Below are 22,453 nucleotides of genomic sequence, written 5' to 3'. Positions count from 1 at the left end.
AACGACGAAGGGGACGGATGCCGAAGCATCCGTCCCCTCTCAGACTGTGCGGGATCAGTCCGAGGTGATCGCCAGGTCAGGCGTGATCGAGATGTCGCCACCGGAGATCACACCGACTGCCACCTTCTCGCCGCGCGGACCGTGCTCGAACAGGAACTGACCGTTCTCGGCATCCACCTTGACGTGGTCGCCGGGGTTGAGTTCGCCGTGCAGGATCTTCTCGGAGAGCTGGTCCTCGATCTCGTGCTGCATCGCGCGACGCAGCGGGCGAGCACCGAGGGCCGGGTCGAACCCGACCTCGATGAGGCGGTCCTTCGCGGCCAGCGACAGCTCGATGGTCATGTCGCGATCCAGCAGGCGCTCGCCGAGGCGCTTCGTGAACAGGTCCACGATCTGGCGCAGTTCGTCCTTGTCGAGCTGGGGGAACACGATGATGTCGTCAACGCGATTCAAGAACTCGGGCTTGAAGTGGCGCTTGAGCTCCTCGTTCACCTTGCCCTTCATCCGCTCGTACGACGTCGCGGTGTCACCCTCGACCTGGAACCCGACCGGGCCGCCGGCGATCGCCTGCGAACCGAGGTTCGTGGTCATGATGATGACGGTGTTCTTGAAGTCGACGACGCGTCCCTGACCGTCGGTCAACCGACCCTCTTCGAGGATCTGCAGGAGCGAGTTGAAGATGTCGGGGTGGGCCTTCTCGATCTCGTCGAACAGCACGACCGAGAACGGCTTGCGACGCACCTTCTCGGTGAGCTGGCCGCCCTCTTCGAAGCCGACAAAGCCAGGAGGGGCACCGAACAGCCGAGAGACGGTGTGCTTCTCACCGAACTCGCTCATGTCGAGCGAGATCAGCGCGCCCTCGTCGTCGAACAAGAACTCGGCGAGCGCCTTGGCAAGCTCGGTCTTTCCGACGCCGGTCGGGCCGGCGAAGATGAACGAGCCCGAGGGGCGCTTCGGGTCCTTCAGCCCCGCGCGCTGACGACGGATCGTCTTCGACAGAGCCGCGATCGCCTCTTCCTGACCGATGACGCGCTGGTGCAGCGCCTTCTCCATGAAGACGAGGCGGCTGGACTCCTCCTCGGTGAGCTTGAAGACCGGGATGCCGGTGGCCTGCGCGAGCACCTCGGCGATCAGACCCTCGTCGACGACGGCGGGCGAAGAGACCTCACCCGAACGCCACTGCTTCTCGAGGCGCAGACGCTCGGCGAGCAGGCTCTTCTCCTCGTCACGCAAGGACGCTGCCTTCTCGAAGTCCTGGTCCTCGGATGCCGCTTCCTTCTGCTCCCGCACCTTCGCGATCTTCTCGTCGAACTCGCGAAGCTCCGGCGGGCTCGACAGGATGCTCAGGCGCAGGCGCGCGCCAGCCTCATCGATCAGGTCGATGGCCTTGTCAGGCAGGAAGCGGTCGCTGATGTAGCGGTCGGCGAGGTTCGCGGCGGCGACGATCGCGCCATCCGTGATCTGCACCTTGTGGTGCGCCTCGTACCGGTCGCGCAGCCCCTTCAGGATGTTGATCGCGTGGGGCAGCGACGGCTCTGCAACCTGGATCGGCTGGAAGCGACGCTCGAGCGCGGCATCCTTCTCGAAGTGCTTGCGGTACTCATCCAGCGTCGTGGCACCGATCGTCTGCAGCTCACCGCGGGCGAGGAGCGGCTTCAGAATGGATGCCGCGTCGATCGCACCCTCGGCAGCACCGGCACCGACGAGCGTGTGGATCTCGTCGATGAACACGATGATGTCGCCGCGGGTGCGGATCTCCTTCGTGACCTTCTTGAGGCGCTCTTCGAAGTCACCGCGGTAGCGGGATCCGGCGATGAGCGAGCCGAGGTCGAGCGAGTAGAGCTGCTTGTCCTTCAGCGTCTCAGGGACGTCGCCCTTCACGATCGCCTGCGCGAGGCCCTCGACGACGGCGGTCTTGCCGACGCCGGGCTCACCGATCAGCACGGGGTTGTTCTTGGAGCGACGCGAGAGGATCTGCATGACCCGCTCGATCTCCTTCTCGCGACCGATGACGGGGTCGAGCTTGTTATCGCGCGCGGCCTGCGTCAAGTTGCGTCCGAACTGGTCGAGCACCTGCGAGCCACCCTGCGTGGTTCCCTGGGCCTGCTCGCCGGCACCGGATGCAACACCCGCGGGCTCCTTGCCCTGGTAGCCCGAGAGTAGCTGGATGACCTGCTGGCGCACCTTGTTGAGGTCGGCGCCGAGCTTGACGAGCACCTGAGCGGCAACGCCCTCACCCTCGCGGATGAGGCCGAGCAGGATGTGCTCGGTGCCGATGTAGTTGTGGCCGAGCTGCAGTGCCTCGCGCAGGGACAGCTCGAGAACCTTCTTGGCGCGGGGCGTGAACGGGATGTGACCCGTCGGCTGCTGCTGGCCCTGGCCGATGATGTCTTGTACCTGCTCGCGAACGGCATCGAGCGAAATGCCGAGCGACTCGAGCGCCTTGGCAGCAACGCCCTCACCCTCGTGGATCAGACCCAGGAGGATGTGCTCGGTGCCGATGTAGTTGTGGTTGAGCATCTTCGCCTCTTCTTGGGCGAGCACAACCACGCGACGGGCACGGTCGGTGAATCTCTCGAACATCCGCTTACTCCTTCGGCCGGTGAGTCGCTGGATGCTGACCCACTGCTGGCGTCGTACATCGAGAGTAACGATCGGGCGCGAAGGCTATGCCCGTGTTCGCCAGGGGCATACGAGGGTTGGCGCGCGCTCGCGCCGGGATCCGTTCGTTCGTTTGCCGCCACACGCCGCGACCCCAGCCCGCCGAGCGCGAATCGGGGCAACCGAATCCCGAACGTGTGCACCAACCTGGCTGTTGACCAACTCGCCGTCTGCAGCATATCGTTTTCCAATAACAACGTTTATCGATATGCGCGGAGGTTTGAATGGCATCCACAGCCAGCCCTTACCGAGTTCTCTCTCGTGGGGACACGATCGCAATGTCAGTGTTCTTCGTCACCGGGGCGCTCTTGGTCGTGACCAGCGCGATAAGTGCAGTGTCGAACATCGTCGAGCTGTTCACCGACTCGGCCACTCGGGTGTTCGCGGAGTTCGCCGGGACGGCGGCTCAGGCGCCCATCGGACCGGATGGCGACACCGTCACAGTCGAGCTCGATTCCGCCTACCTTCTCGCCGATCAACTCCCGTTGGCATCCGTGGTGGCGTTGGTCCTGGAACAGGCGGTGGTGGTTGCCGCTGTAGCAACGGTCGTGACGAGTCTCCTGCTGGTGATGTGGAGCATTCTGCGCGGCAGAGTGTTCGGCCGCCGCAATACGACCCTCATCGGCACGGCTGCGACAGCAGGCTTTGCCGGCGTGGCACTGGCACCCTTCTTCGGCAACATGGGCGCGAACGGAGCGTTTGCAGCAATCTCCGGGGGCGACTTTGACAACGTCGTCTTGTCGGCGAATCTCGCCCAGCTCTTCGGCATCGCCTTCCTCGGCGCACTTGGCACGACAGTATTCATGGTCGGCGATCGCATGCAGCGCGACACCGAAGGGCTCGTGTGAGCCCCGCCGAGGTCGAGGATGACGGCCCCAGCGGCATCCACTGTCGCCTCGATGAGTTGCTCGCCGAACGCGGGATGACGCTGACGAGACTGTCAGAACTGGTCGGCGTTTCGGTGGTGAACCTGTCGATCCTCAAGAACGATCGCGCTCGCGCCATCCGTTACTCCACCCTCTCAGCGATCTGCCGCGCCCTGGATTGCGAGGTCGGGGACCTCCTCGTCCGCGCGGACGTGCGCTAGGCATCCGCCCGCCCGCTCGTCGCCGCACTCTGTGCCGGCAATCGTTCGCTTGCCCCATGCCGTGCCCGGGCACCGTCGCTCACGGCGTGTTGCGGCAAGTGAACGGTGTCAGTACCGGGCCGCAAGAGCGAGACGGATGCGGGTGAACAGCTCCCCGCGGTGGAGATAGAGATCGTCCTTCGTGACCCTCACGATCCGCCAACCACGTTCGACGAGCATCTCGTGGCGCCGAATGTCCCGCGCCCACTGCTCTGCATCCCGCAGGTGATGCTCTCCCTCGTACTCGAAACACACACCCTTTGCGGGATAGGCGAGATCGAGAAGTGCGAGCAGTCGATCCCCGTCCAAGACCGGCCAGTTGCATTCGGGCTCGGGCAATCCTGCGTGGAGAACGGCCAGACGCAAATGAGTCTCCGGGCGCGACCTTGAGCGAGCCCGAACCAGGGGACGCGCAGCACGCAATCGCTCGATACCGAGTCGGCGACCGGCGTGCAGAGCCCGGTCGAGATCTGCGAGGGATGCCAGGGCTGCGGCATCCATGTCCCACATCGGCTCGCGCACTGCGGCGTCGCCGACAGCAATGAGGTCCTCGAGCACGAGTTCAGCGGCGAGTTCTGCCCACACCGTTGCGGGCGTCGATACGCGCAGGCCGGTTGCGGGGTGGGTGCACACCTCCGCGAGGTGCGGCGAGACCGACCGGCCCCGGATGCCGCGGGCGCGGCCCGCGCGCGCCGGCAGAGTGACCCCAACGTCCAGCGGACGCGGCATCGCCGCATCGCCACGATTTCTCGTGAGCATCCGCTGGGGCGGCAGTGGCAGCCCCCACAAGATGGCGGCAGTCACATGACTGAAGAACTCCTCCTCCCGCATCCGTTGCGAGTACTCAATCGCCCGGCGAACGATCGACGCTTCGCCGTCATCCGCCGCGTCGCCGTCGACCGAGCGCACACCATGGAACGGGCGGGAGAGGTCCTTTCGCCGCAGCCGCGCCTCCGGCACACCGAGACGGCGAGCGGCCGCCACAGAGAACGGAGGCACGAGTCCATCGGGAAGGGGCGCGGGGTGCGGCATCCGTTCAGCATCACCAGCGCCACTCCCAGGGACGGCGCACCACGGGCGAATCCGGGGACAACTCGCGCCGAACCGCCCTGCCGGGAGGAGCGGATCGACGGCACGTCGGGCCTCACATGCTTCAAACCGCGGGGTCCGGGATCGGGGCACGGCGTGTTGCGGCAAGCGAAGACGGACCGACGCGCGGCGAGGTCCACCGGATGCTGGGGCGGGCAGCATCAGTTCGGTTGCCCCAACCTGCGGGATGCGCAGCTCGGTAAGGCGTGTTGCGGCAAGTGAACGGATGCCTCAGCCAGCGAGCAACGGTTCGTTTGCCGCAAACTGCGCGGCACCGGATCGGGGCGCGGCGTGTTGCGGCAAATGAATGCGCGCGGAGCGCGGCGCGATGGGTCAGTCGCTGGTGCCGTAGATCGGGATCGTCTGGTCGAACGAGTCGCCGCTCAGCACGAGCTGCACGTCCGCGACGCCCGACAGCCCGTCGGCGAAACCGAAGTTCGTGCGCGGCGCCATGTCCATCGTGCACGCCTGGTTAGCCGGCGGCTCCTGGAACGTGACTGTCACCTCGGCATCCGCGGTGACCTCGCTCGTCTCGACGACCGGCACGCAGCTCGACGACCCCCAGGTGAGGATGACGAACTGGCCCTGCTGCTGAGTCCAACCCGCGGTCGGCTCGTAGTCGGTCGATCCACCCGGGCCGGCGAGGCCCGAGACTCCAGGAAGCGTCACATCGCCGTAGTAGCCCTCGCCGGTCGCCCAGATCACGAGGTCCTGAAACGGGTCGACGCCCTCGGGTACCGGCACGAGCGTCGCGCGCGGCGCAAGGTCCGCGGTGCAGGGCTGGTCGGCATCCGGCAACGAGAGCTCGACAGCGAGTGCGCCGTCCTGGTTGATCTCGGCGCTGTCGGCAACCGGCACGCAACTGCTTGATCCGGTGGTCACGAGCGCGATGATTCGACCGTCGTCAAGCCAGGCGGCGTTCACGTCGGTCTCCTGGCCCGCGGGTGCATCAGAACTGCTGAGGCAGCCGGTGAGGCTGAGCGCGGCTACCGCGCCGAGGACGAGGGATGCAAGGACACGGCGTTTCATGAGGCTCCTTGATGCGGCGCTGCTACTGGAGCGCAGAGGTGAGTCGGGCGAGATTATCCAACACCGTGGACCTGAGTGGTTGCTTCATCCACTCCTCGAGCGTGAGCTCGCGGCTGAGCGACCGGTACTCGGCCTCAACGCGACGCATGTCGGCGACGAACTCCTCGCCGCGCACCATCATCGAGATCTCCATGTTGAGGCCGAAGGAACGCATGTCCATGTTGCTCGAGCCGATGACGGCAACATCGTCGTCGATCGTGAGGCTCTTCGAATGCAGGATGAAGGGCTTCTTGTACATCCAGATCTTGACGCCGGCACGAAGGAGGGCCTCGTAGTAGCTGCGCTGGGCGTGGTAGACCATCGCCTGATCGCCCTCTTCAGAGACAAACAGCTCGACGTGGATGCCGCGCTGGCAGGCGGTGACGAGCGAGAGAAGCAGCGACTCTTCGGGCACGAAGTAGGGGCTGACGACGATGATCTTCTCGCGCGCCGCGAACAGGAGTCCCATGAACAGCTTGAGGTTGTTCTGGTACTCGAACCCCGGACCGGATGGAACGATCTGGCAGTCGAGATTGCCTCCCGAGTCGGGGGCGGATGACAGATCAACCTGGTCGGTGAGGATTTCGCCGGTCTCGCTGTACCAGTCCGAGAGGAACACCACGTCGATCGAGGAGACGACCGGTCCTTCGACGCGCGCCATGAGGTCGACCCAGTGCAGGCCTCGCTTGATGTTCTTCTTCAGGTTGTAGGTCGAGTCGGTCACGTTCTGCGACCCCACGAACGCGACGTTGCCGTCGACGACGAGGAGCTTGCGGTGGTTGCGCAGGTCGGGGCGCTGCCACTTGCCCTTCAGTGGCTGCACGGGGAGCATGAGCTTCCACGCCGCCCCCATCCGATCGAGTCGGCGCAGCGTCTTCTTGTAGAACGGCTTGCCGCGGTTGGCCCAGTGGTCCAGGAGCACCCGGACGGTGACGCCGCGGGCCGCGACCTCTTCGAGTGCCGCGAAGAAATTGTCGGTCGATGCGTCGGTTTGCAGGATGTAGAACTCGACGTGCACGTAGCTCTGGGCGCCTCGAATGGCCTCGGCCATGGCATCCAGGCTTGCCTGATACTCCGAGATGAGGGTGGCCTGGTTGTCACCGGTGAGCGGCATCGCGCCCAGGTTGGTGTTCAGATCGACGAGCCCCGTGAACCAGGCCGGCGCGCCGGGCCGGAGCGTTCCGACAGAGATGCTCTCGCCGTTCTCGCGCAGTGCGGTGTTGATCTGCTCCTGCTGCTGGCGTTTCTTGCGCGGCAGTCGCGGGTTGCCGATCAGCAGGAACAGGAGTACACCGACGATCGGGATGAAGTAGATGGCGAGCAACCACGCCATCGCCGAGGTGGGGCGGCGGTTGCGCGGGATGATGATGATCGCCGCAATACGGATGCTGAGATCGAACAGGAAGAGCGCGAGAAGCCACCAGAACGCGATGTCGGGGAGGTCGACGGTCACATCGACGTCACCGCCGGACGTCAACGGCACAAGCCGTGCAAGCACCATGCGTCAGCTCCCTCCGCTGTGACGTTTCTCACGCCAGCGTAGTGGGAACTTGGGTTACTGCTCGGTTGCCGCGGGCGCCGGAGGAAGCCCGCGCGCCGCGCGTTCCTCGGCTTCGATGCGCGCGTACTCGCGGCGCTCGTTGCGGTCGGCGCGGATGATGCTCCGAAGGATCCAGAAGAACAGGGCGCTTACAACGATCGTCGGCAGGATCGCCCACAGCGCCGCCACCCAGAAGTTGTCCACGCTTCCAGGATACGCGGCCCCCTCTCCCCAGGTGACCTCGAGCCTCACCTATCCCCGTCCGCGGCGCCAACCTACGGGGCGGCTCGGCTCGGATCGCATGCTCGTTCCCATGACTCCGATCATCCATGCGACCTCTCCTGCCGAGTTCCTCACTGTCGTTCCTCGCCTCCTCGGGTTCGTTCCGCAGCGCAGCGTCGTTCTGGTGCCGTTCCGGCGCGGACGCAGCCGCGGCGCCCTGCGCCTGGACCTCCCACCCGACGACGACCGCGCCGATGAGATCGCGGCGACCATGATGGGGCTCGTGTGCCGGGTGCCCGAGGCCGACGGCTGCGCGATCGTCGTCTACGGCGAGACGGATGCCCCGGCTCGCGCCCTTGTCGCGGGAATCGAGCGTCGAGCCGAGGCGTGCGGAGTGGTGATCGTCGAGGCACTCTGGGTTGCCGACCGGCGGTGGGGTTCGTATGCGACATCGGACGCGGGCTCGGTTCCGTCGGCGGGTGATCTGCCCCCGGGCCTCGGGGATGTCGCGGCGCCAGAAGCGAATCAGTTCGCCGGCGCCGACCTGGTCCCGCTCGATGCCGCACGATCCGACGCGGTCGAGGGTGCGTGCACGGCGCTCGATGCGGCAATCCGGGCATTGGTGCTCTCCGACGCGGCCCATCCACCGGCCGATGCTGCGCGGATCGATCCCCGCGCCTTCGCGGCGGCATGCCTGCTCGATGACCTTCCGGCGTTCGTGGAACGACTGCTGAGCACGGATGCCGCAACCCTGGAACCGTTTGAGATCGCCGCTGCGGCGTGGGCCCTGGGGAGACCGTCCTTGCGTGATATCGCCCTCATCTGCTGGATCGACGGGATCGATGCCGGAGACGAGGCGGCGCACGCGCAGGCTCGCTGGGAAGACGGGGACGAGTACCCGAGCGAGATCGCGATGCGGCTGTGGGGCGAGGGCGCGAGGCCGTCACCTGAGCGACTGGGCCGCGCCCTGCTGCTCGCGCGCCACGTCGCCAGCGCCGTTCCCGCATCGCAGCGCCCAGGCCCGCTTGCGGTTGCCGCGTGGTTCTCGTGGGCACTCGGCAGGTCGACGCACGCCGACCTCTTCGCCCAGCAGGCGACAGCGATCGAACCAGAGCACGGACTCGCTGAGATCGTGCGCTCGTTCGTGGGAGCCGGCCACCTGCCCGACTGGGCGTTCCGGCTGGATGAACCGGGGCGGTGAGCGCGCCGGCTTACTTCACAAGCCGGCCTATTTCACGCGCCGTCTATTTCACGAGGGGAAAGAGAATGGTTTCACGGATGCCGAGACCCGTGATCGCCATCAGCAGTCGGTCGATCCCCATCCCCATGCCACCGGTGGGCGGCATCCCGTGCTCGAGCGCGCGAAGGAATTCCTCATCGATCCGCATCGCCTCGTCGTCACCGCGTGCGGCAAGCTTTGCCTGCTCTTCGAATCGCTGGCGCTGGATGACGGGATCGACGAGTTCGGAGTATCCGGTCGCCAACTCGAAGCCACGAACGTAGAGGTCCCACTTCTCCACGACACCGGGGATCGATCGGTGCTCGCGCACGAGCGGGCTCGTGTCGAGGGGGAAGTCCATGACGAACGTGGGGCGCACGAGTGTCGGCTTGACGAAGTGCTCCCAAAGCTCCTCGACGAGCTTTCCGGGAATCGGGTGCGCGGGAACCTCGACGCCGAAGCGCTCGGCGATGGCCGTCAGGTCGGCAAGCGGTGTTGCGGCGTCGACGCGCGGCGCGGCATCCGGCCCGCCCCACTTCGCAGCGAGCGCGTCGTTGAGGGAGTCGTACATCGACATCCGCTCCCACTCGCCGCCGAGGTCGTAGACGGTGCCGTCGGCCCAGGTCACCTCGGTCGAGCCGGTCACGGCGATCGCGGCGTTCTGGATGAGCTCCTGCGTGAGGTCGGCGATCCCGTTGTAGTCGCTGTAGGCCTGGTAAGCCTCGAGCATCGCGAACTCGGGGCTGTGGGTCGAGTCCGCGCCCTCGTTGCGGAAGTTGCGGTTGATCTCGAACACCCGGTCTATACCGCCGACGACCGCGCGCTTGAGGAACAGCTCGGGCGCGATCCGCAGGTACAGCTCGGTATCGAACGCGTTCGAGTGGGTGATGAAGGGGCGAGCCGACGCCCCCCCATGCTGCACCTGCAGCATCGGGGTCTCGACTTCCACGAAACCGTGAGCGGCGAACGTGTCGCGCAGGCTGCGGTTGACACCGGCGCGGGCAAGCACGGTCTGACGCGCCTGATCGCGGGCGATGAGGTCGAGGTAGCGGCTGCGGACGCGACTCTCTTCGCTCAGTTCCGCATAGAGGTTCGGCAAAGGCAGCAGGGCCTTCGCGGCGATCGTCCACTCGGCCACCATGATCGACAGCTCCCCCCGGCGGCTCGAGATCACCTCACCCGTCACGGCGACGTGGTCGCCGAGGTCGACAAGTTCCTTCCACCGCTGCAGCGATTCCTCACCCACGGCGGCAAGCGAAACCATCGCCTGGATGCGGCTGCCGTCGCCCGCCTGGAGCGCGGCAAAGCACAGCTTCCCGGTGTTACGGCTGAAGACGACCCGACCCGCAACCGACACGGTCTCGCCCGTCTCGTCACCTGCCTCAAGATGGGCGAAGCGTTCGCGAACCTCAGCCACGGTTGCGGTCACCGGCACACTCACCGGATAGGCGCCGCCCGCGGCATCCGTGCGCTCGGCCAGCAGCCGCTCGCGCTTTGCCAGCCGCACCGCCTTCTGCTCGAAGACGTCCTCGTCGGATGCTTCGGGGGCGGCGTCCGCGGGCACGGCGGCAGGCGTGTCGGTCATGAGGGGGGCTCCTTGAAAATCGTCGCCCAGTCTATCGGCGGGCCGGCGAGGCTCCGCTGGCAGTCGCTCCGGCTCAGTCCACGGGTGGGCGGATGTCGTCGGTTCCAGCCTCGACGAGCGCGTGGTCGACGGTCGTATGCATGAGCGCCGCGAGATAGCGCCCCGGCTCGGCAACGCCGGCCGAACGCAGCAGGTCGGTGGCCTGACGGATGATCGAGCGCGAGAAGTCGGTGGCGGTCGTGACACCCTCGGCGTAGGCGGCTCGGTCGCTCTCGGCGATGATCACGGGCTCGCATCCCAGTTCGACCGCGAGCGCCTGCGCGATCGGCAGGACGGGCGCTGGCGCAGTGACAGCCGCATACGCACCGACAAGGGTACGCAGGTCGATCGACGTGCCGGTGAACGCGATAGCCGGATGAATCGCCAGGGGAATCACGCCGCGCGCCAGCGCCGGAGCGAGGACGTCGGTACCGAACGCCGGATCGGTGTGCATGACGAGTTGACCCGGCTGCCACGCGTCGAGTTCGGCGAGTCCGGTCACGAGTCCCTCGAGCTGATCGTGTGGAACGGCGATCACGACGAGCTGGCTCTCCCGCACGACATCCTGTGGGTCCCGGAGGGGGACGCCCGGAAGGATCGCGGCGACGCGGTCGTCGTCGGATCCGCTGGTGATCGAGACGATGGCGTGGCCCGCTCCGGCCAGTGCTGCACCGATCACGGGCCCAACCCTGCCCGCGCCGACGATCCCGACGCGCAGCCTGTCGCTCACTCCTCCCCCGCCCAGCGGTGCGAGCGGTCGGTTGCGACGGCGCCGATGGCGGCACGCTCGCCGTCATCGAACAGGCGCAACGCGTCGTCGCGGTCGAGGATGCCGAGGCTGCTCGACACGCGACCGATGACCGTGTGCGCACGGATGTTCGCAACCCGAAGCGCGCGATCGAGCGGACCTTGACTCACCTCGAGGCTCTGCATCCGTGCCAGCGGCACGACGGCGAGAGTGCGCCAGATCCGGCCCCGACGCAGGAACAGCGCGTCAGTTCCGAGCCAGTATCCGTTGCGCCGCCACGAGAGCGGTCGAAGCAGCCGCGCTCGCCTCGGCGTGGTCGTGTACGGGTCGTCGGCCACGGGACCGAGGGCGCCGTTGTCGACGATCATGGGCCAGTCGTCCTGGTCGATCGTCGGCAGAATGAGTCGCAGCACCCGCTCGACATCAGCACGGTTGCCCACCGGCAGCACGGTGCCGAACTGGTCGTTGGCGCCGTCGCTCATGCTGCGACCCGACAGTCGGTTGATACGAATCGCCCACCAGCCGAACGGGCGCCACATCAGCGGTTGCGTGACCTCGACAGCATGGATGCGACCCGGCGGGATGATCTCGGTGATCGTCGTGAGCAGACCGTAGGTGATTCGAACGCCGCTCGGGGTCGGGGCGATCGAGTAGCGGAGCGAGCGCGTGATCGAGCGGATCCAGTAGGCACCGAACCCGAGGACCGCTGGAACGACGGCGAACAGCACCCACCCGGTCGTTGTGACCGCCCCCGTCACGATCGCAGCGATCGCCGCGACCAGAAAGATCGTCGTTCCTGACAGGGTCTGCGACGCGACCAGGCGCCCGACCGGGATCGACACCACCGACTCCGGCTCAGCAATCGGCGCCTCGGCCCCCGCGATCAGGCCGGTGATCCCCGCCGACACGGTCTCGGATGCCGTGGCGCGCCGCTGCGCCTCGCCCCGCTCGCCCAGCTGGCGCCCCGAGGCCAGCCGCAGGATGTCGCCGCGAATCGCCTCCGCGTTCGCCGTCGAGAGGTACTCGAGCTTGACGTTCGCATCCAGGCCCGCGCCAACGACCTCGAGCTTGGCCAGACCGAACAGTCGCGCAACGGTCGGGCGGGTGAGGTTCACGCCCTGCACCCGGTCAAGCGGTGCGCGGCGGTGCGACCGAAAGACGACACCCGAGCGCACCTCGACGTCGTCATCCGTGATGCGGAAACTGTGGAAGCGCCAGCCGAGGTAGAACAGGCCCACAAGGACGATCACGACAGCCAGCACGACCAGGGTCGCGACCAGAATCAGGTTGTGCGAGACGACATAGTCGACGGGGTCGCCGGGGATCGACTCTCCCTCGAAACCGGGAGCGAGCCACGGTAGGAAGATCGCGATGAGCCGATCACGCAGGTTCGCGATGATGACGCCGGCGACGATCACCAACACCAGCCCACCGCGAAACAGCGGCGTCAGGGGATGCATCCGATGCCATTCGCCGTCACTGAGCGGCGAGCGCACCTCGGCGGCGGGCGGCGGGGTGGGAGGCGAGGCGGGGGTGGCGTCGGTCACAGGCCGGTCCGGCGGGTTTCGGCTACCGCGATGAGGGTGTCACGCAGCTGCTCGGCGGCGTCTTGCCGGATGCCGGGAATGGCGACCCCGGTGGTCGCTGCGGCGGTCACGAGCTTGAGCTGCGCGATTCCGAATCCGCGGTCCAGCGGACCGTGGGTGATGTCGACGAGCTGCATCCGCCCGTAGGGCACCGCGACAACCCGTTGCCAGAGGATCCCCTTGCGAAAGACCAGGTCGTCCTCGCGCAGCTGATAGCCGTAGGCCCGGGCCTGACGCGGCGTGACAGCAAGCGTGATCGCAAGGATCACCAGCACGATCCCCGCGGGAATCCAGACCCACCCGACCCCGACGATCAACCAGATCGCGAGCGCGGCCCCGAGCACAAGAAGGAACAGGATGCCTGATGAGATGAGCTGAACCCAGACGTACTGCCGGGCGAGCTGGTGCCAGGTGCCGTCGCCGATCGGAAGTCGGCCAGCAGAGCGCGGCTCCAGGATCCGCGAGAACGTGCCCTCATCGAGCGCGGAAGTCTCGGCGCCCTCCGCCGCAGTCGGTTCAGTAGCTGGGGGCTCAGCGACCGTGGGATCCGCGGGTGTGCCTCCCGGGGCCGAGGGTTCAGTAGCTGGGGGCTCAGCGACCGTGGGCTCAGTAGCTGCGGGCTCAGTGGCTGTGGGCTCCGAATCCGGGGTCGACGCCTCCGGGCTGTTCGTCATCGTCATCCTTCCGGATCGTGCACAGGTGCTCGGCCACGAGCCCAGCCGCCACCAGCAGAAGCCCGGCGACGAGCGTTGCCAACTGGGTCGCCATCGAGCCTAACGGCGGGACGACGGGTCGGGTCAGGAGGAAAACCACCAATCCACCGGAGAAGCCCACGGATGCCGCGCCGAGCAGACTGGAAGCCTTCGCGAGCATCGCGATGCGCAAGGCCCGGAACGGGTTGATCGGCGCGCGCGTGTGTCCGCGGGATGCGCGCCACACCGGGATCGCAAGAACGACCACGATGGCCCCCAGCGCGATGAGCAGAACCGGAAGCGTGATCAGTGGCGTGAAGGTCGCGTGTCCTGTCGCGGTGAGCAGTTGGTTCACGAGGAACCCGCCGGCCAGCGCGACGGCGGCGGTCGCGATCAGGATGCCGGGGCCGGTGCGCCTCACGGGGCATCCCCGAGGCGCTTGAGGAGGTCGGCAACCCGCCCGGCGCCGACAACGGAGGCATCCGGGTCAATGCTCAGCCACGGCGCGAGCACGAAGTCGCGCTCAGCCGCGCGAGGGTGGGGGAGCGTCAGCGTCGGGGTGTCGCAGACCACGTCGCCGTAGGCGATGAGATCCAGATCCAGCGTGCGATCGCCCCACCGTTCACGACGCACGCGTCCGTGCTGGTCCTCGATGGCGTGAAGGTAGCTCAGCAGCACCGTCGGGGCCAGGCGCGTCGTGACGATGGCGACGGCGTTGAGATAGCCGGGTGCGTCCGGATCGGGGCCGGCGAGGGTGACCGCGACCGACTCCATCGGCTCCGACATCCGCACCGCCGACACCAGCGGCAGGTGCTCAAGCGCCGTGGCAGCCGCCGCGAGTGTCTCGCGCCGATCGCCGAGGTTCGCCCCGAGCGCGATGACCGCGTCTACGGCGGGAGCGGCATCCGGGTGGGCGGCCCCGTCGAAGCCTTCGGCCAGGCGGCGGCTCACGCTCCGCCCTCCGCACGGTTGCGCGTGATCGTCACCGAGACATCCGTGAACTGCTGCTGGATGGGAGCCTGCGGCTTGTGCACCGTGACCCGCGCCGCGAGAACACCGGGGAACGCGAGCACACGAGCGGCGATCCGCTCAGCGAGCGTCTCGATGAGGTTGACCGGGTCACCGGCGACAATGTCCGCGACAGCGTCGGCGACCTCGCCGTAGTGGACGGTGTCGGCAACGTCATCTGTCTGGGCGGCGCGCTCGGCGCGCACGGTCAGGGCGAGGTCGATGACGAAGTCCTGACCGTTCTCGCGTTCATGGTCGAAGACACCGTGGTTGCCGAAGACGCGAAGCCCCTCAAGCCGGATCTCATCGAGCTGCGACATCCGAACCTCCCCACAGCTCCGCGATCCGCAGGGCGTCGCGCGTAGCCGCGACGTCGTGGACCCGCACTCCCCAGATGCCGGCGCGTGCAGCGAGGGCACTCGTGACAGCCGTCGCGCCATCGCGGCGCGCTTCGGTGACGGTGCCTACCGTGTCGGTTGACGAGTCCTCGTCACCGGCCCGCGCTGCTGCGGCTCCGGTACGCTGCGCGAACCGACGCTCGGCGTCGATGGATGCCTCGGCCAATGCCTCAGCCAGAAACCGCTTGCGACTCGTGCCCAGCAGCACGCGCTGGCCGGCCGCGACGAGGTCGGGAAGCGCCCGCAGGACTTCCCAGTTCTGCTCGGGACGCTTGCCGAAGCCGATGCCCGGGTCGACGATGATCCGATCCGCGGCGATGCCTGCCGCCCGGGCTGCCGCAACGCGCTCGGCAAGCTCGGCTGCCACCTCGGCGGCGACGTCGGCGTACTGCGCCGGCGCATACATCTCCCGGGAGGGCCCACGCCAGTGGCCGAGGATGATCTCGGCGTCAGTCTCGGCGACGGCGGGCAGCATCGCGGCATCCGCGAGTCCCCCTGACACGTCGTTGACGATCCGCGCGCCCGAGTCGACAGCGGCAAGCGCCGTCGACGCGTTCATCGTGTCGATGCTGATCCAGGCACCGCGCTGGGCGAGGGCACGGATGACGGGCACGACCCTGTCGCGTTCGATCGAGGGGTCGACCCGCTCGGCACCGGGGCGGGTCGACTCACCGCCGACGTCGAGGATGTCGGCACCGGCAGCCCAGAGCGCGAGGCCGTGCGAGATCGCGGCTCCCGTGTCGAGGTAGCGGCCGCCATCGCTGAACGAATCGGTCGTGACGTTTACGACCCCCATGACCAGCGTCGACATGTCAGCTCGCCCCGATGAGCGCGATCAGTTCGGCGCGAGCAACTGGCTCCTCGTAAGCCCCGCGAGCCGCGATCGTGACGGTGGATGCGTCGGTCTGGCGGCCCCCGCGCATCGTGACGCACTCGTGGGTGGCATCCAACACGACGAGCACACCGCGAGCATCGAGCGCTTCCGAGATGGTGTCGGCGATCTGCTCGGCAAGGCGCTCCTGCACCTGCGGCCGAGCAGCGAGCACGTCTACGACCTTCGGCAGTGCGCCAAGACCCACCACCTTTTCGCCCGGCAGGTACGCGATGTGGGCGTGGCCGCGGAACGGCAGCAGGTGGTGTTCGCACACGGAGCGGAACAGGATGTCGCGCAGCATCACCGCCCCCGAGGGCAGCGTCTCGGGGGCCGGTCCCCGCGAGATCGAAATCGTGTGGGCAAGCGGGGCAGCCGGATCCTCGCCGATGCCTCCGAAGAACTCGGAGTAGGCATCCGCGACCCGCTCGGGGGTCAGCTTCAAACCGGGGCGATCAGGGTCTTCCCCGATCGCCTCGAGCAGTTCGCGCACCAGTGCGGCGACGCGTTCACGATCAACGGCCACCAGGCGAGCCTACGCGGTTGCGGGACGCGCCTGCCCGGTCGGCCGGCGACGCGGCGCCTTCTCGGCAGAGCCCGTGTCGGCCTCGGTCGAGGCGGCGACACCTGCCGGCGCGGGGCGACGCGGAACCTCGACCGGAGGCAACACCGACACCGGACGCTGCTCGCTCGAGAGCCACTGCGGGCGCTCGGGCAGCTTCTTGACATCCTTGAAGATCTCTTCGATCTCGAGGTGGTCGAGCGTCTCCTTCTCGAGGAGCTCGAGAGCGAGCTTGTCGAGGATGTCGCGGTTGTCGTTGATGACCTGGTAGGCCTCGTTGTGGGCTTGCTCGATGAGGGCCCGCACCTCGGCATCCACTCGCTCGGCGATGCGCTCGCTGTAGTCACGACCGTGACCCATATCGCGACCCATGAACACCTCACCCGAGCCTTGCCCGAGCTTGACCGGCCCGACATCGGTGGTCATGCCGTACTCGGTGACCATCTTGCGGGCGATGCCTGTCGCCTTCTCGATGTCGTTGGAGGCACCCGTGGTGGGGTCGTGGAAAACGATCTCTTCGGCCACGCGGCCGCCCATCGAGTACGCGAGCTGATCCTGCAGCTCGTTGCGGGTCACCGAGTACTTGTCATCCAGCGGCATGACCATCGTGTAGCCGAGAGCGCGGCCGCGCGGCAGGATCGTGATCTTGGTGACCGGGTCGGTGTAGTTCATCGCCGCCGCAGCCAGGGCGTGACCGCCCTCGTGGTAGGCCGTGATGAGCTTCTCCTTGTCCTTCATGATGCGCGTTCGGCGCTGCGGACCCGCGAGCACACGGTCGATCGCCTCATCGAGGGCGCGGTTGTCGATCAGCTGCGCGTTCGAGCGTGCCGTCAGCAGGGCGGCCTCGTTGAGGACGTTCGCGAGGTCGGCACCCGTGAAGCCGGGGGTCTTGCGAGCGACGACCTCGAGGTCGACGCCGTCGGCGAGCGGCTTGCCACGCCCGTGCACCTCGAGGATGCGCTTGCGTCCCTGCAGGTCGGGGGCGTCCACACCGATCTGGCGGTCGAAACGGCCGGGGCGCAGCAGCGCCGGGTCGAGGATGTCGGGGCGGTTCGTGGCCGCGATGACGATGACGTTGGCCTTGGGGTCGAACCCGTCCATCTCGACGAGCATCTGGTTCAGCGTCTGCTCGCGCTCGTCGTGGCCACCGCCCATACCGGCGCCGCGGTGACGACCGACAGCGTCGATCTCGTCGATGAAGATGATCGCTGGCGCGCTCTCCTTGGCCTGGTTGAACAGGTCGCGCACGCGGCTCGCGCCGACGCCGACGAACATCTCGACGAAGTCCGAGCCCGAGATCGAGTAGAACGGAACGCCGGCCTCGCCTGCGACCGCGCGAGCGAGCAGCGTCTTTCCAGTGCCGGGAGGGCCATACAGCAGCACGCCCTTCGGAATGCGGGCACCGACCGCCTGGAACTTCGCAGGCTCCTTCAGGAAGTCCTTGATCTCCTGCAGTTCCTCGATCGCTTCATCCGAGCCGGCGACATCGTCGAATGTGACGGTCGGGCTTTCTTTGGTGACGAGCTTGGCGCGGGAGCGACCGAACTGCATGACCTTGCTGCCGCCGCCCTGCGCGGAGGAGAGCAGGAACCAGAACAGCACACCCAGCAGCAGGATCGGGAGGAACAGGGAAAGGAATCCGTCGAACCAGGTAGCGCGAGGCACGACGTCGTTGTAGCCGTCGGCGGGGTTTGCCGCATCGATCGCGTTCACGACCTCTTCGGCCCGCGCTGTCACGTAATAGAACTGGACGTCAGTGGCACCCTCAAACGCCGTCGACAGCGTCATGTCGACCCGCTGATCGCCGTCGGTGTTGACGACCTCGGTGACCGTATTCCCGGCGAGCAGGTCGAGACCCTGCTGGGTCGTGATCTGCTTGGCACCGCCCAGGCTCGACATGAGCGTGAATCCGATGATGAGGAACACCGCGATGAGCGCGACATACATCAGCGGGTTGCGTGTGAGCTTCTTGAAATCCATGGTTCGGGGCGAACCCGGTCCCTCCGTCGATCAGGCGCCGATCCGCGCGGGAACGCGGAAACGGTGCAGACAGGCTATCGCGGGCTTGCTATGCCACGTCTGAGCATTCGCCCACGGCGTACCCCGAAAGCCGTGCGTATCGGCACTGTCACCCTCATCCGGTCGCGCCTTCCTGCGGCCTCCGGGAGCGCGCACCCGCAGCATGACGCGACCGAATCAGTGTGCCCGCTGGACGACATCACTCAGTCGCGCCAAGACGTGACCCGCTGAAGCGCACACCCGCAAGACGGCGCGACCGAACGCCTGGCACGCTGGAGCGGGCGCGATCGCAGGCGCTCAGCTATAGACGTGGGGAGCAAGCACGGCGACGTCGCGCAGGTTCCGGTACTTCTCGGCGTAGTCGAGTCCGTAGCCGACGACGAACTCGTTCGGGATGTCGAAACCGATGTACCGGCAGTCCACCTCGACCTTGGCGGCATCCGGCTTGCGGAACAGGGCGAAGACCTCGACGGATGCCGCGCCCCGCGAGGCGAAGTTGGTCAGAAGCCAGCTGAGGGTGAGGCCGGAGTCGATGATGTCTTCGACGATCAGCACGTGCTTGCCGTGGAGGTCGGTGTCGAGGTCTTTGCGGATCTGGACCACACCGCTCGAGCGCGTACCGGTGCCGTAGGAGGAAACTGCCATCCAGTCCATCGTCACGTGCGTCGGCAGCGCGCGAGCGAAGTCGGCCATGACCATGACCGCGCCCTTGAGTACCCCCACGAGCAGGAGTTCTTTGCCCTCGTAATCAGCTGTCACCTGCGCCGCGACCTCGTCGAGCTTCGCGCGGATCTGCTCCTCCGTCACGAGCACTCGGGTGATGTCGGACTGGACCTCCTCGGCACGCATGCCTCCGAGCATAGGCGGACCGCTAGCGCGCCGTGAACTCGATCCGGCCGTTGATCCGGGCGGCGCGGCATCCGGGCAGATCGATCGGCCCCTGCCCGCGCCAGTCGGTCACGAGTCGCGCGACGTCGAGGGTCTGCGAGCGCGTGAGGCTCTGCCCGAATTCGGCGACGACGACGTGGCGGATGAGCCGGTGCCGCAGCGCCGCCGGGTTTGCGGCCAGCGCCCCAACCGAGAGCGAGATGCCGGCCTCGGCGTGCTCGACGACGTCCTCGATGATCTCATTGATCATCTCGGCGAACGCTTCAGCGTCCTCGCGCAGTTGCGCCGCGGTGCGCGCAAGCGCCTCCGCAACCCCCGGGCCGAGCTCGCGCTCGAGTGTCGGCAGCACCGTTTCGCGAACCCGGACCCGGGTGTACCGCGGGTCGGCGTTGTGGGGATCGAGCCACGGGTCCAGGCCTTCGGCGGCGCACGCGGCCCGCGTCGTTTCGCGGCGCACCTCGAGCAAGGGGCGCAGGATGCGGCATCCGTCGCCCCGCTCGGTGACCGGGGCCATGCCCTGCAGGCTCGACGCCCCCGACCCGCGGGCAAGCCCCAGCAGCACCGTCTCGGCCTGATCGTCGAGGGTATGGCCGACGAGGATGGCTTCGGCGCCCACCTCGCGCGCGACGGCGTCGAGCGCCTCGTAGCGCGCGTCCCGCGCCGCTGCTTCAGGTCCGCCGCCCTCCCGCACGTCGACCCGGGTGACGCGGGCGACGAGTCCGAAGCCCTCGGCCGCGCGGGCGGCGGCCGCTGCGACGTCGGCCGACCCTTTCTGTAGTCCGTGGTCGACGGTGACGGCGACTCCGGTAATCCCGCGCTTGGGTGCCTCGAAGGCCGTTGCAGCCGCGAGAGCCAGGGAATCCGGCCCACCCGACAAGGCCACGATGACCGTCGAGTCCTCGGGAAGGGCCTCGAGGGCGCGCCGCACCGCCCGCCGCACCTCCGCGACGGCCGGATCGAGGCCCGGTCGAACATCCACGCCGCCACGCTACCGGCCGCACGCCGTCGTTAACTCCTCATATCCGGCCACCGGGCAGGCTCGGCGGGCGGGTCAGGCGCGAATCAGCGCCGATCTTGCGGAGTTAGCGACAAGTGCGAGGGCTCGGGCGGGTCAACCCGGCGCACTAGGCTGGTCGGCGGCATCCGTCATCGACAAAGGAGCACAGAGCATGGGCGCGTACGACGCCGTCATCGAGATCCCGCGTGGCAGCCGCGTGAAGTACGAGGTCGACCACGGCACCGGACGCGTCTTCCTCGACCGCATCCTCTACACCGTCTTCGGCTACCCCGCGAACTACGGCTTCTTCGAGAACACGCTGGGCGAGGACGGCGACCCGCTCGACGTTCTGATCCTGCTCGACCGCGACCTCTACCCCGGCATCCTGGCCAAGGTTCGCCCCGTCGGCGTGCTGAAGATGAGCGACGAGGCAGGCGGCGACGACAAGGTCGTGGCGGTCCTCGCGAAGGACCCGCGGTGGGACCACATCCAGGATGTCGCCGACATCCCCGAGTACACGAAGAAGGAGATCGCGCACTTCTTCGAGCACTACAAAGACCTCGAGCCGGGCAAGTGGGTCAAGGTCGACGACTGGGCGGATGCCGCCGAGGCCGAGCGCCTGATCATCGAAGCCGCCGAGCGCTTCGATGAGCACGAGGGCGAGACCCGCACGCAGGGTGAGGGCGAAGCGCCCAACACGCTCTGAACCCATCACGCGAGCCGCGGTGTCCGTCACGGATGCCGCGGCTTCGTGTTTCTCGGGGCCGCGGCGGCCTAGAAGTAGACGCCGCGGGCTGCCATGAACCCGGACGGGTTGACCGCTGCTCCGTTGACGTACGTCTCGAAGTGAAGGTGGCAGCCGAAGGAGTTGCCGGTGTTTCCGGTCGCCGCGATGGCCTGCCCGGCGGATACCTGCTGGCCGTAGCTCACCCAGAACCCACCGTCGACGATGTGCGCGTAGCCGGTGCCGATGCCGCCGCCGTGGTCGATCTTGATGTAGTTCCCGTATCCGCCGTTTCGTCCGACGTAGACGACTCGGCCAGCGCCCGCCGCGTAGATCGCAGCGCCGCAGCCGGGAGCGAAGTCGTAGCCGTAGTGGAAGCTCGAAGAGCAGTAGTTCGCGTTGCACACGCTCGAGCGGGCGCCGTAACCCGAAGACACGTACCCGGATGACGGACGCGCCCATCCTCCGCCCGTGACAGCACCACCGTTGCCACCGCCGTTCGCGGCCTGTTCGCGTGCGATGCGCTCAGCCTCTTCCCGTGCCTTGCGCTCCCGCTCCTCGCGAGCCTTGCGTTCTGCTTCCACGCCGGCCTGGTAGCCGGCGACGGTCTTGGCCGTTTCGTCCTTCAGCGCAGCAAGCTGGGCTTGCAGGTTGCCGAGGTGGGTCGTCTGATTGTCGAGGGCCACCTGCGCTGCCGCAGCAGCCTCTTGGGCTGCGATCATCTTCTGCTCGGCCTCTTGCTGTAGCCGGTCACGCTCGTTTCGGGCCTGGACTGCCTGGTCGCTGTAGCTTTGGGCGGCATCCCGTGCCCTGACGGCATCGTCATACACGGTCTGGTTGCGCTCGAGCAGCTTGTCCATCGTCCCCAGGCGCGCGAGCAGTTCGTCTGCCCCGACCGCGGATCCCGAGAAGAACAACTGCATAGCGGTGTCATCGCCACCGTCGCGGTAGAGCTGCGCGGCGACGCGACCGGCCTTCTGCGCAGCCTCATCGGCTGCCGCGGCTTGCTCGTCAGCCTGCGCCTGCAGGTCATCGGCACGCTTGGCGGCGTCGAAGTAGGCCTGCTGCGCGACGTAGAACTCATCCGAGAGTCGCTGCGCTTCGGCCTGTGTGCGCTCGACCTCGGCGGTCAAGTCGCGGATCAGTCCCTCAATGCGCGTGACCTCGCGGGACTTCGCCGCTTCGTTCGCCTTCGCGTTCTGCACGTCATCCCAGCTCGGGTACGACTCAGCGAAGGCGGGAGCGAGGCTGAACGCCGATGCGCCACCGAACAGGAGAAGTCCGCCGGCGATTCCGATGCCCAGTGCGGAGCGGCGCGAGAGCGCACGACGCTCTCGGGGTGTGGGCGCGCAGCCGCACTCCTCAGCGCTCGATTCGAGCTCCACCAGTTCCTCCTGTCACACAGAACGTC

The 22,453-nt window shown here is 67.4% G+C and carries 22 protein-coding genes; 4 read left to right on the top strand and 18 right to left on the bottom strand.

Features of this window, described 5'->3' with window-relative positions; all coding sequences use genetic code 11:
- Positions 1 to 54: 54 nt before the first annotated feature.
- On the bottom strand, positions 55 to 2,583 hold the full coding sequence (locus tag BGO47_RS14605; RefSeq protein WP_292713054.1) for an ATP-dependent Clp protease ATP-binding subunit: 2,529 nt from the start codon (positions 2,581 to 2,583) through the stop codon (positions 55 to 57).
- Positions 2,584 to 2,939: 356 nt separating this feature from the next.
- Between BGO47_RS14605 and BGO47_RS14600 the strand changes: the two genes are divergently transcribed.
- Together BGO47_RS14600 and BGO47_RS14595 are read left to right on the top strand one after the other, a co-directional pair.
- The gene (locus tag BGO47_RS14600; protein ID WP_292713052.1) at positions 2,940 to 3,509 is read left to right on the top strand and encodes a hypothetical protein; all 570 of its coding nucleotides are present in this window, start codon (positions 2,940 to 2,942) and stop codon (positions 3,507 to 3,509) included.
- Positions 3,506 to 3,748, top strand: coding sequence for a helix-turn-helix transcriptional regulator (locus BGO47_RS14595; RefSeq protein WP_292713050.1), 243 nt, complete (start codon positions 3,506 to 3,508; stop codon positions 3,746 to 3,748). Before BGO47_RS14600 ends, BGO47_RS14595 begins: the two co-directional genes overlap by 4 nt.
- 108 nt (positions 3,749 to 3,856) lie before the next feature.
- On the opposite strand, the gene BGO47_RS14590 is transcribed toward BGO47_RS14595, so the two are convergent.
- From BGO47_RS14590 to BGO47_RS14575, 4 genes are all read right to left on the bottom strand, one after another.
- The gene (locus BGO47_RS14590) at positions 3,857 to 4,819 is read right to left on the bottom strand and encodes a hypothetical protein (RefSeq protein ID WP_292713048.1); all 963 of its coding nucleotides are present in this window, start codon (positions 4,817 to 4,819) and stop codon (positions 3,857 to 3,859) included.
- A 390-nt stretch (positions 4,820 to 5,209) separates the two neighbouring features.
- Entirely contained in the window at positions 5,210 to 5,905 is a 696-nt protein-coding gene (locus tag BGO47_RS14585) for a hypothetical protein (RefSeq protein ID WP_292713046.1), read from the bottom strand.
- A 22-nt stretch (positions 5,906 to 5,927) separates the two neighbouring features.
- On the bottom strand, positions 5,928 to 7,445 hold the full coding sequence (cls, locus tag BGO47_RS14580; RefSeq protein ID WP_292713044.1) for a cardiolipin synthase: 1,518 nt from the start codon (positions 7,443 to 7,445) through the stop codon (positions 5,928 to 5,930).
- A gap of 54 nt (positions 7,446 to 7,499) precedes the next feature.
- Positions 7,500 to 7,688, bottom strand: a complete 189-nt coding sequence (locus tag BGO47_RS14575; protein WP_292713042.1) for a hypothetical protein — start codon at positions 7,686 to 7,688, stop codon at positions 7,500 to 7,502.
- 109 nt (positions 7,689 to 7,797) lie between these two features.
- On the opposite strand from BGO47_RS14575, the gene BGO47_RS14570 reads away from it, so the two are divergent.
- The gene (locus BGO47_RS14570) at positions 7,798 to 8,907 is read left to right on the top strand and encodes a DUF4192 domain-containing protein (protein WP_292713040.1); all 1,110 of its coding nucleotides are present in this window, start codon (positions 7,798 to 7,800) and stop codon (positions 8,905 to 8,907) included.
- Between the two features lie 43 nt (positions 8,908 to 8,950).
- On the opposite strand, the gene lysS is transcribed toward BGO47_RS14570, so the two are convergent.
- From lysS to tilS, 12 genes are all read right to left on the bottom strand, one after another.
- Positions 8,951 to 10,510 carry a lysine--tRNA ligase gene (gene lysS / locus BGO47_RS14565; protein WP_292713038.1) on the bottom strand — a complete coding sequence of 520 codons (1,560 nt, stop codon included), beginning with the start codon at positions 10,508 to 10,510 and terminating at the stop codon, positions 8,951 to 8,953.
- 73 nt (positions 10,511 to 10,583) lie between these two features.
- Positions 10,584 to 11,279 (bottom strand): Rossmann-like and DUF2520 domain-containing protein, encoded by a 696-nt coding sequence (locus BGO47_RS14560; RefSeq protein ID WP_331790843.1) that lies wholly within the window; start codon positions 11,277 to 11,279, stop codon positions 10,584 to 10,586.
- Complete coding sequence (locus BGO47_RS14555) at positions 11,276 to 12,844, bottom strand: PH domain-containing protein (RefSeq protein WP_292713036.1); 1,569 nt, start codon at positions 12,842 to 12,844, stop codon at positions 11,276 to 11,278. Before BGO47_RS14555 ends, BGO47_RS14560 begins: the two co-directional genes overlap by 4 nt.
- Positions 12,841 to 13,341 (bottom strand): PH domain-containing protein, encoded by a 501-nt coding sequence (locus tag BGO47_RS14550; RefSeq protein WP_292713195.1) that lies wholly within the window; start codon positions 13,339 to 13,341, stop codon positions 12,841 to 12,843. The genes BGO47_RS14555 and BGO47_RS14550 overlap by 4 nt, the downstream gene beginning before the upstream one ends.
- Positions 13,342 to 13,504: 163 nt before the next feature.
- Entirely contained in the window at positions 13,505 to 13,996 is a 492-nt protein-coding gene (locus BGO47_RS14545) for a DUF3180 domain-containing protein (protein WP_292713034.1), read from the bottom strand.
- Complete coding sequence (folK, locus tag BGO47_RS14540; protein ID WP_292713032.1) at positions 13,993 to 14,526, bottom strand: 2-amino-4-hydroxy-6-hydroxymethyldihydropteridine diphosphokinase; 534 nt, start codon at positions 14,524 to 14,526, stop codon at positions 13,993 to 13,995. Before folK ends, BGO47_RS14545 begins: the two co-directional genes overlap by 4 nt.
- The gene (gene folB, locus BGO47_RS14535) at positions 14,523 to 14,903 is read right to left on the bottom strand and encodes a dihydroneopterin aldolase (RefSeq protein WP_292713030.1); all 381 of its coding nucleotides are present in this window, start codon (positions 14,901 to 14,903) and stop codon (positions 14,523 to 14,525) included. Before folB ends, folK begins: the two co-directional genes overlap by 4 nt.
- Positions 14,887 to 15,792 carry a dihydropteroate synthase gene (gene folP / locus BGO47_RS14530; protein WP_292713029.1) on the bottom strand — a complete coding sequence of 302 codons (906 nt, stop codon included), beginning with the start codon at positions 15,790 to 15,792 and terminating at the stop codon, positions 14,887 to 14,889. The genes folB and folP overlap by 17 nt, the downstream gene beginning before the upstream one ends.
- A 1-nt stretch (position 15,793) precedes the next feature.
- Positions 15,794 to 16,378, bottom strand: a complete 585-nt coding sequence (folE, locus tag BGO47_RS14525; protein WP_195692798.1) for a GTP cyclohydrolase I — start codon at positions 16,376 to 16,378, stop codon at positions 15,794 to 15,796.
- Positions 16,379 to 16,387: 9 nt separating this feature from the next.
- Positions 16,388 to 18,394, bottom strand: a complete 2,007-nt coding sequence (gene ftsH / locus BGO47_RS14520; RefSeq protein ID WP_292713026.1) for an ATP-dependent zinc metalloprotease FtsH — start codon at positions 18,392 to 18,394, stop codon at positions 16,388 to 16,390.
- 336 nt (positions 18,395 to 18,730) lie between these two features.
- The gene (hpt, locus tag BGO47_RS14515; RefSeq protein WP_292713024.1) at positions 18,731 to 19,282 is read right to left on the bottom strand and encodes a hypoxanthine phosphoribosyltransferase; all 552 of its coding nucleotides are present in this window, start codon (positions 19,280 to 19,282) and stop codon (positions 18,731 to 18,733) included.
- 22 nt (positions 19,283 to 19,304) lie between these two features.
- The gene (gene tilS, locus BGO47_RS14510; protein WP_292713022.1) at positions 19,305 to 20,300 is read right to left on the bottom strand and encodes a tRNA lysidine(34) synthetase TilS; all 996 of its coding nucleotides are present in this window, start codon (positions 20,298 to 20,300) and stop codon (positions 19,305 to 19,307) included.
- On the opposite strand from tilS, the gene ppa reads away from it, so the two are divergent.
- Entirely contained in the window at positions 20,206 to 21,024 is an 819-nt protein-coding gene (gene ppa, locus BGO47_RS14505) for an inorganic diphosphatase (protein WP_292713021.1), read from the top strand. The two genes, tilS and ppa, sit on opposite strands and share 95 nt — an antisense overlap.
- A gap of 68 nt (positions 21,025 to 21,092) precedes the next feature.
- Here the strand turns inward: ppa and BGO47_RS14500 are convergent, their stop codons facing one another.
- The gene (locus BGO47_RS14500; RefSeq protein WP_292713193.1) at positions 21,093 to 22,430 is read right to left on the bottom strand and encodes a M23 family metallopeptidase; all 1,338 of its coding nucleotides are present in this window, start codon (positions 22,428 to 22,430) and stop codon (positions 21,093 to 21,095) included.
- Positions 22,431 to 22,453: the final 23 nt, after the last annotated feature.

The sequence above is a fragment of the Microbacterium sp. 67-17 genome (assembly GCF_001898325.1).
GTDB lineage: Bacteria > Actinomycetota > Actinomycetes > Actinomycetales > Microbacteriaceae > Microbacterium > Microbacterium schleiferi.
The sequence above is the reverse complement of the archived record's forward strand: the minus strand, read 5'-3'. Positions and strand labels throughout refer to the sequence as shown.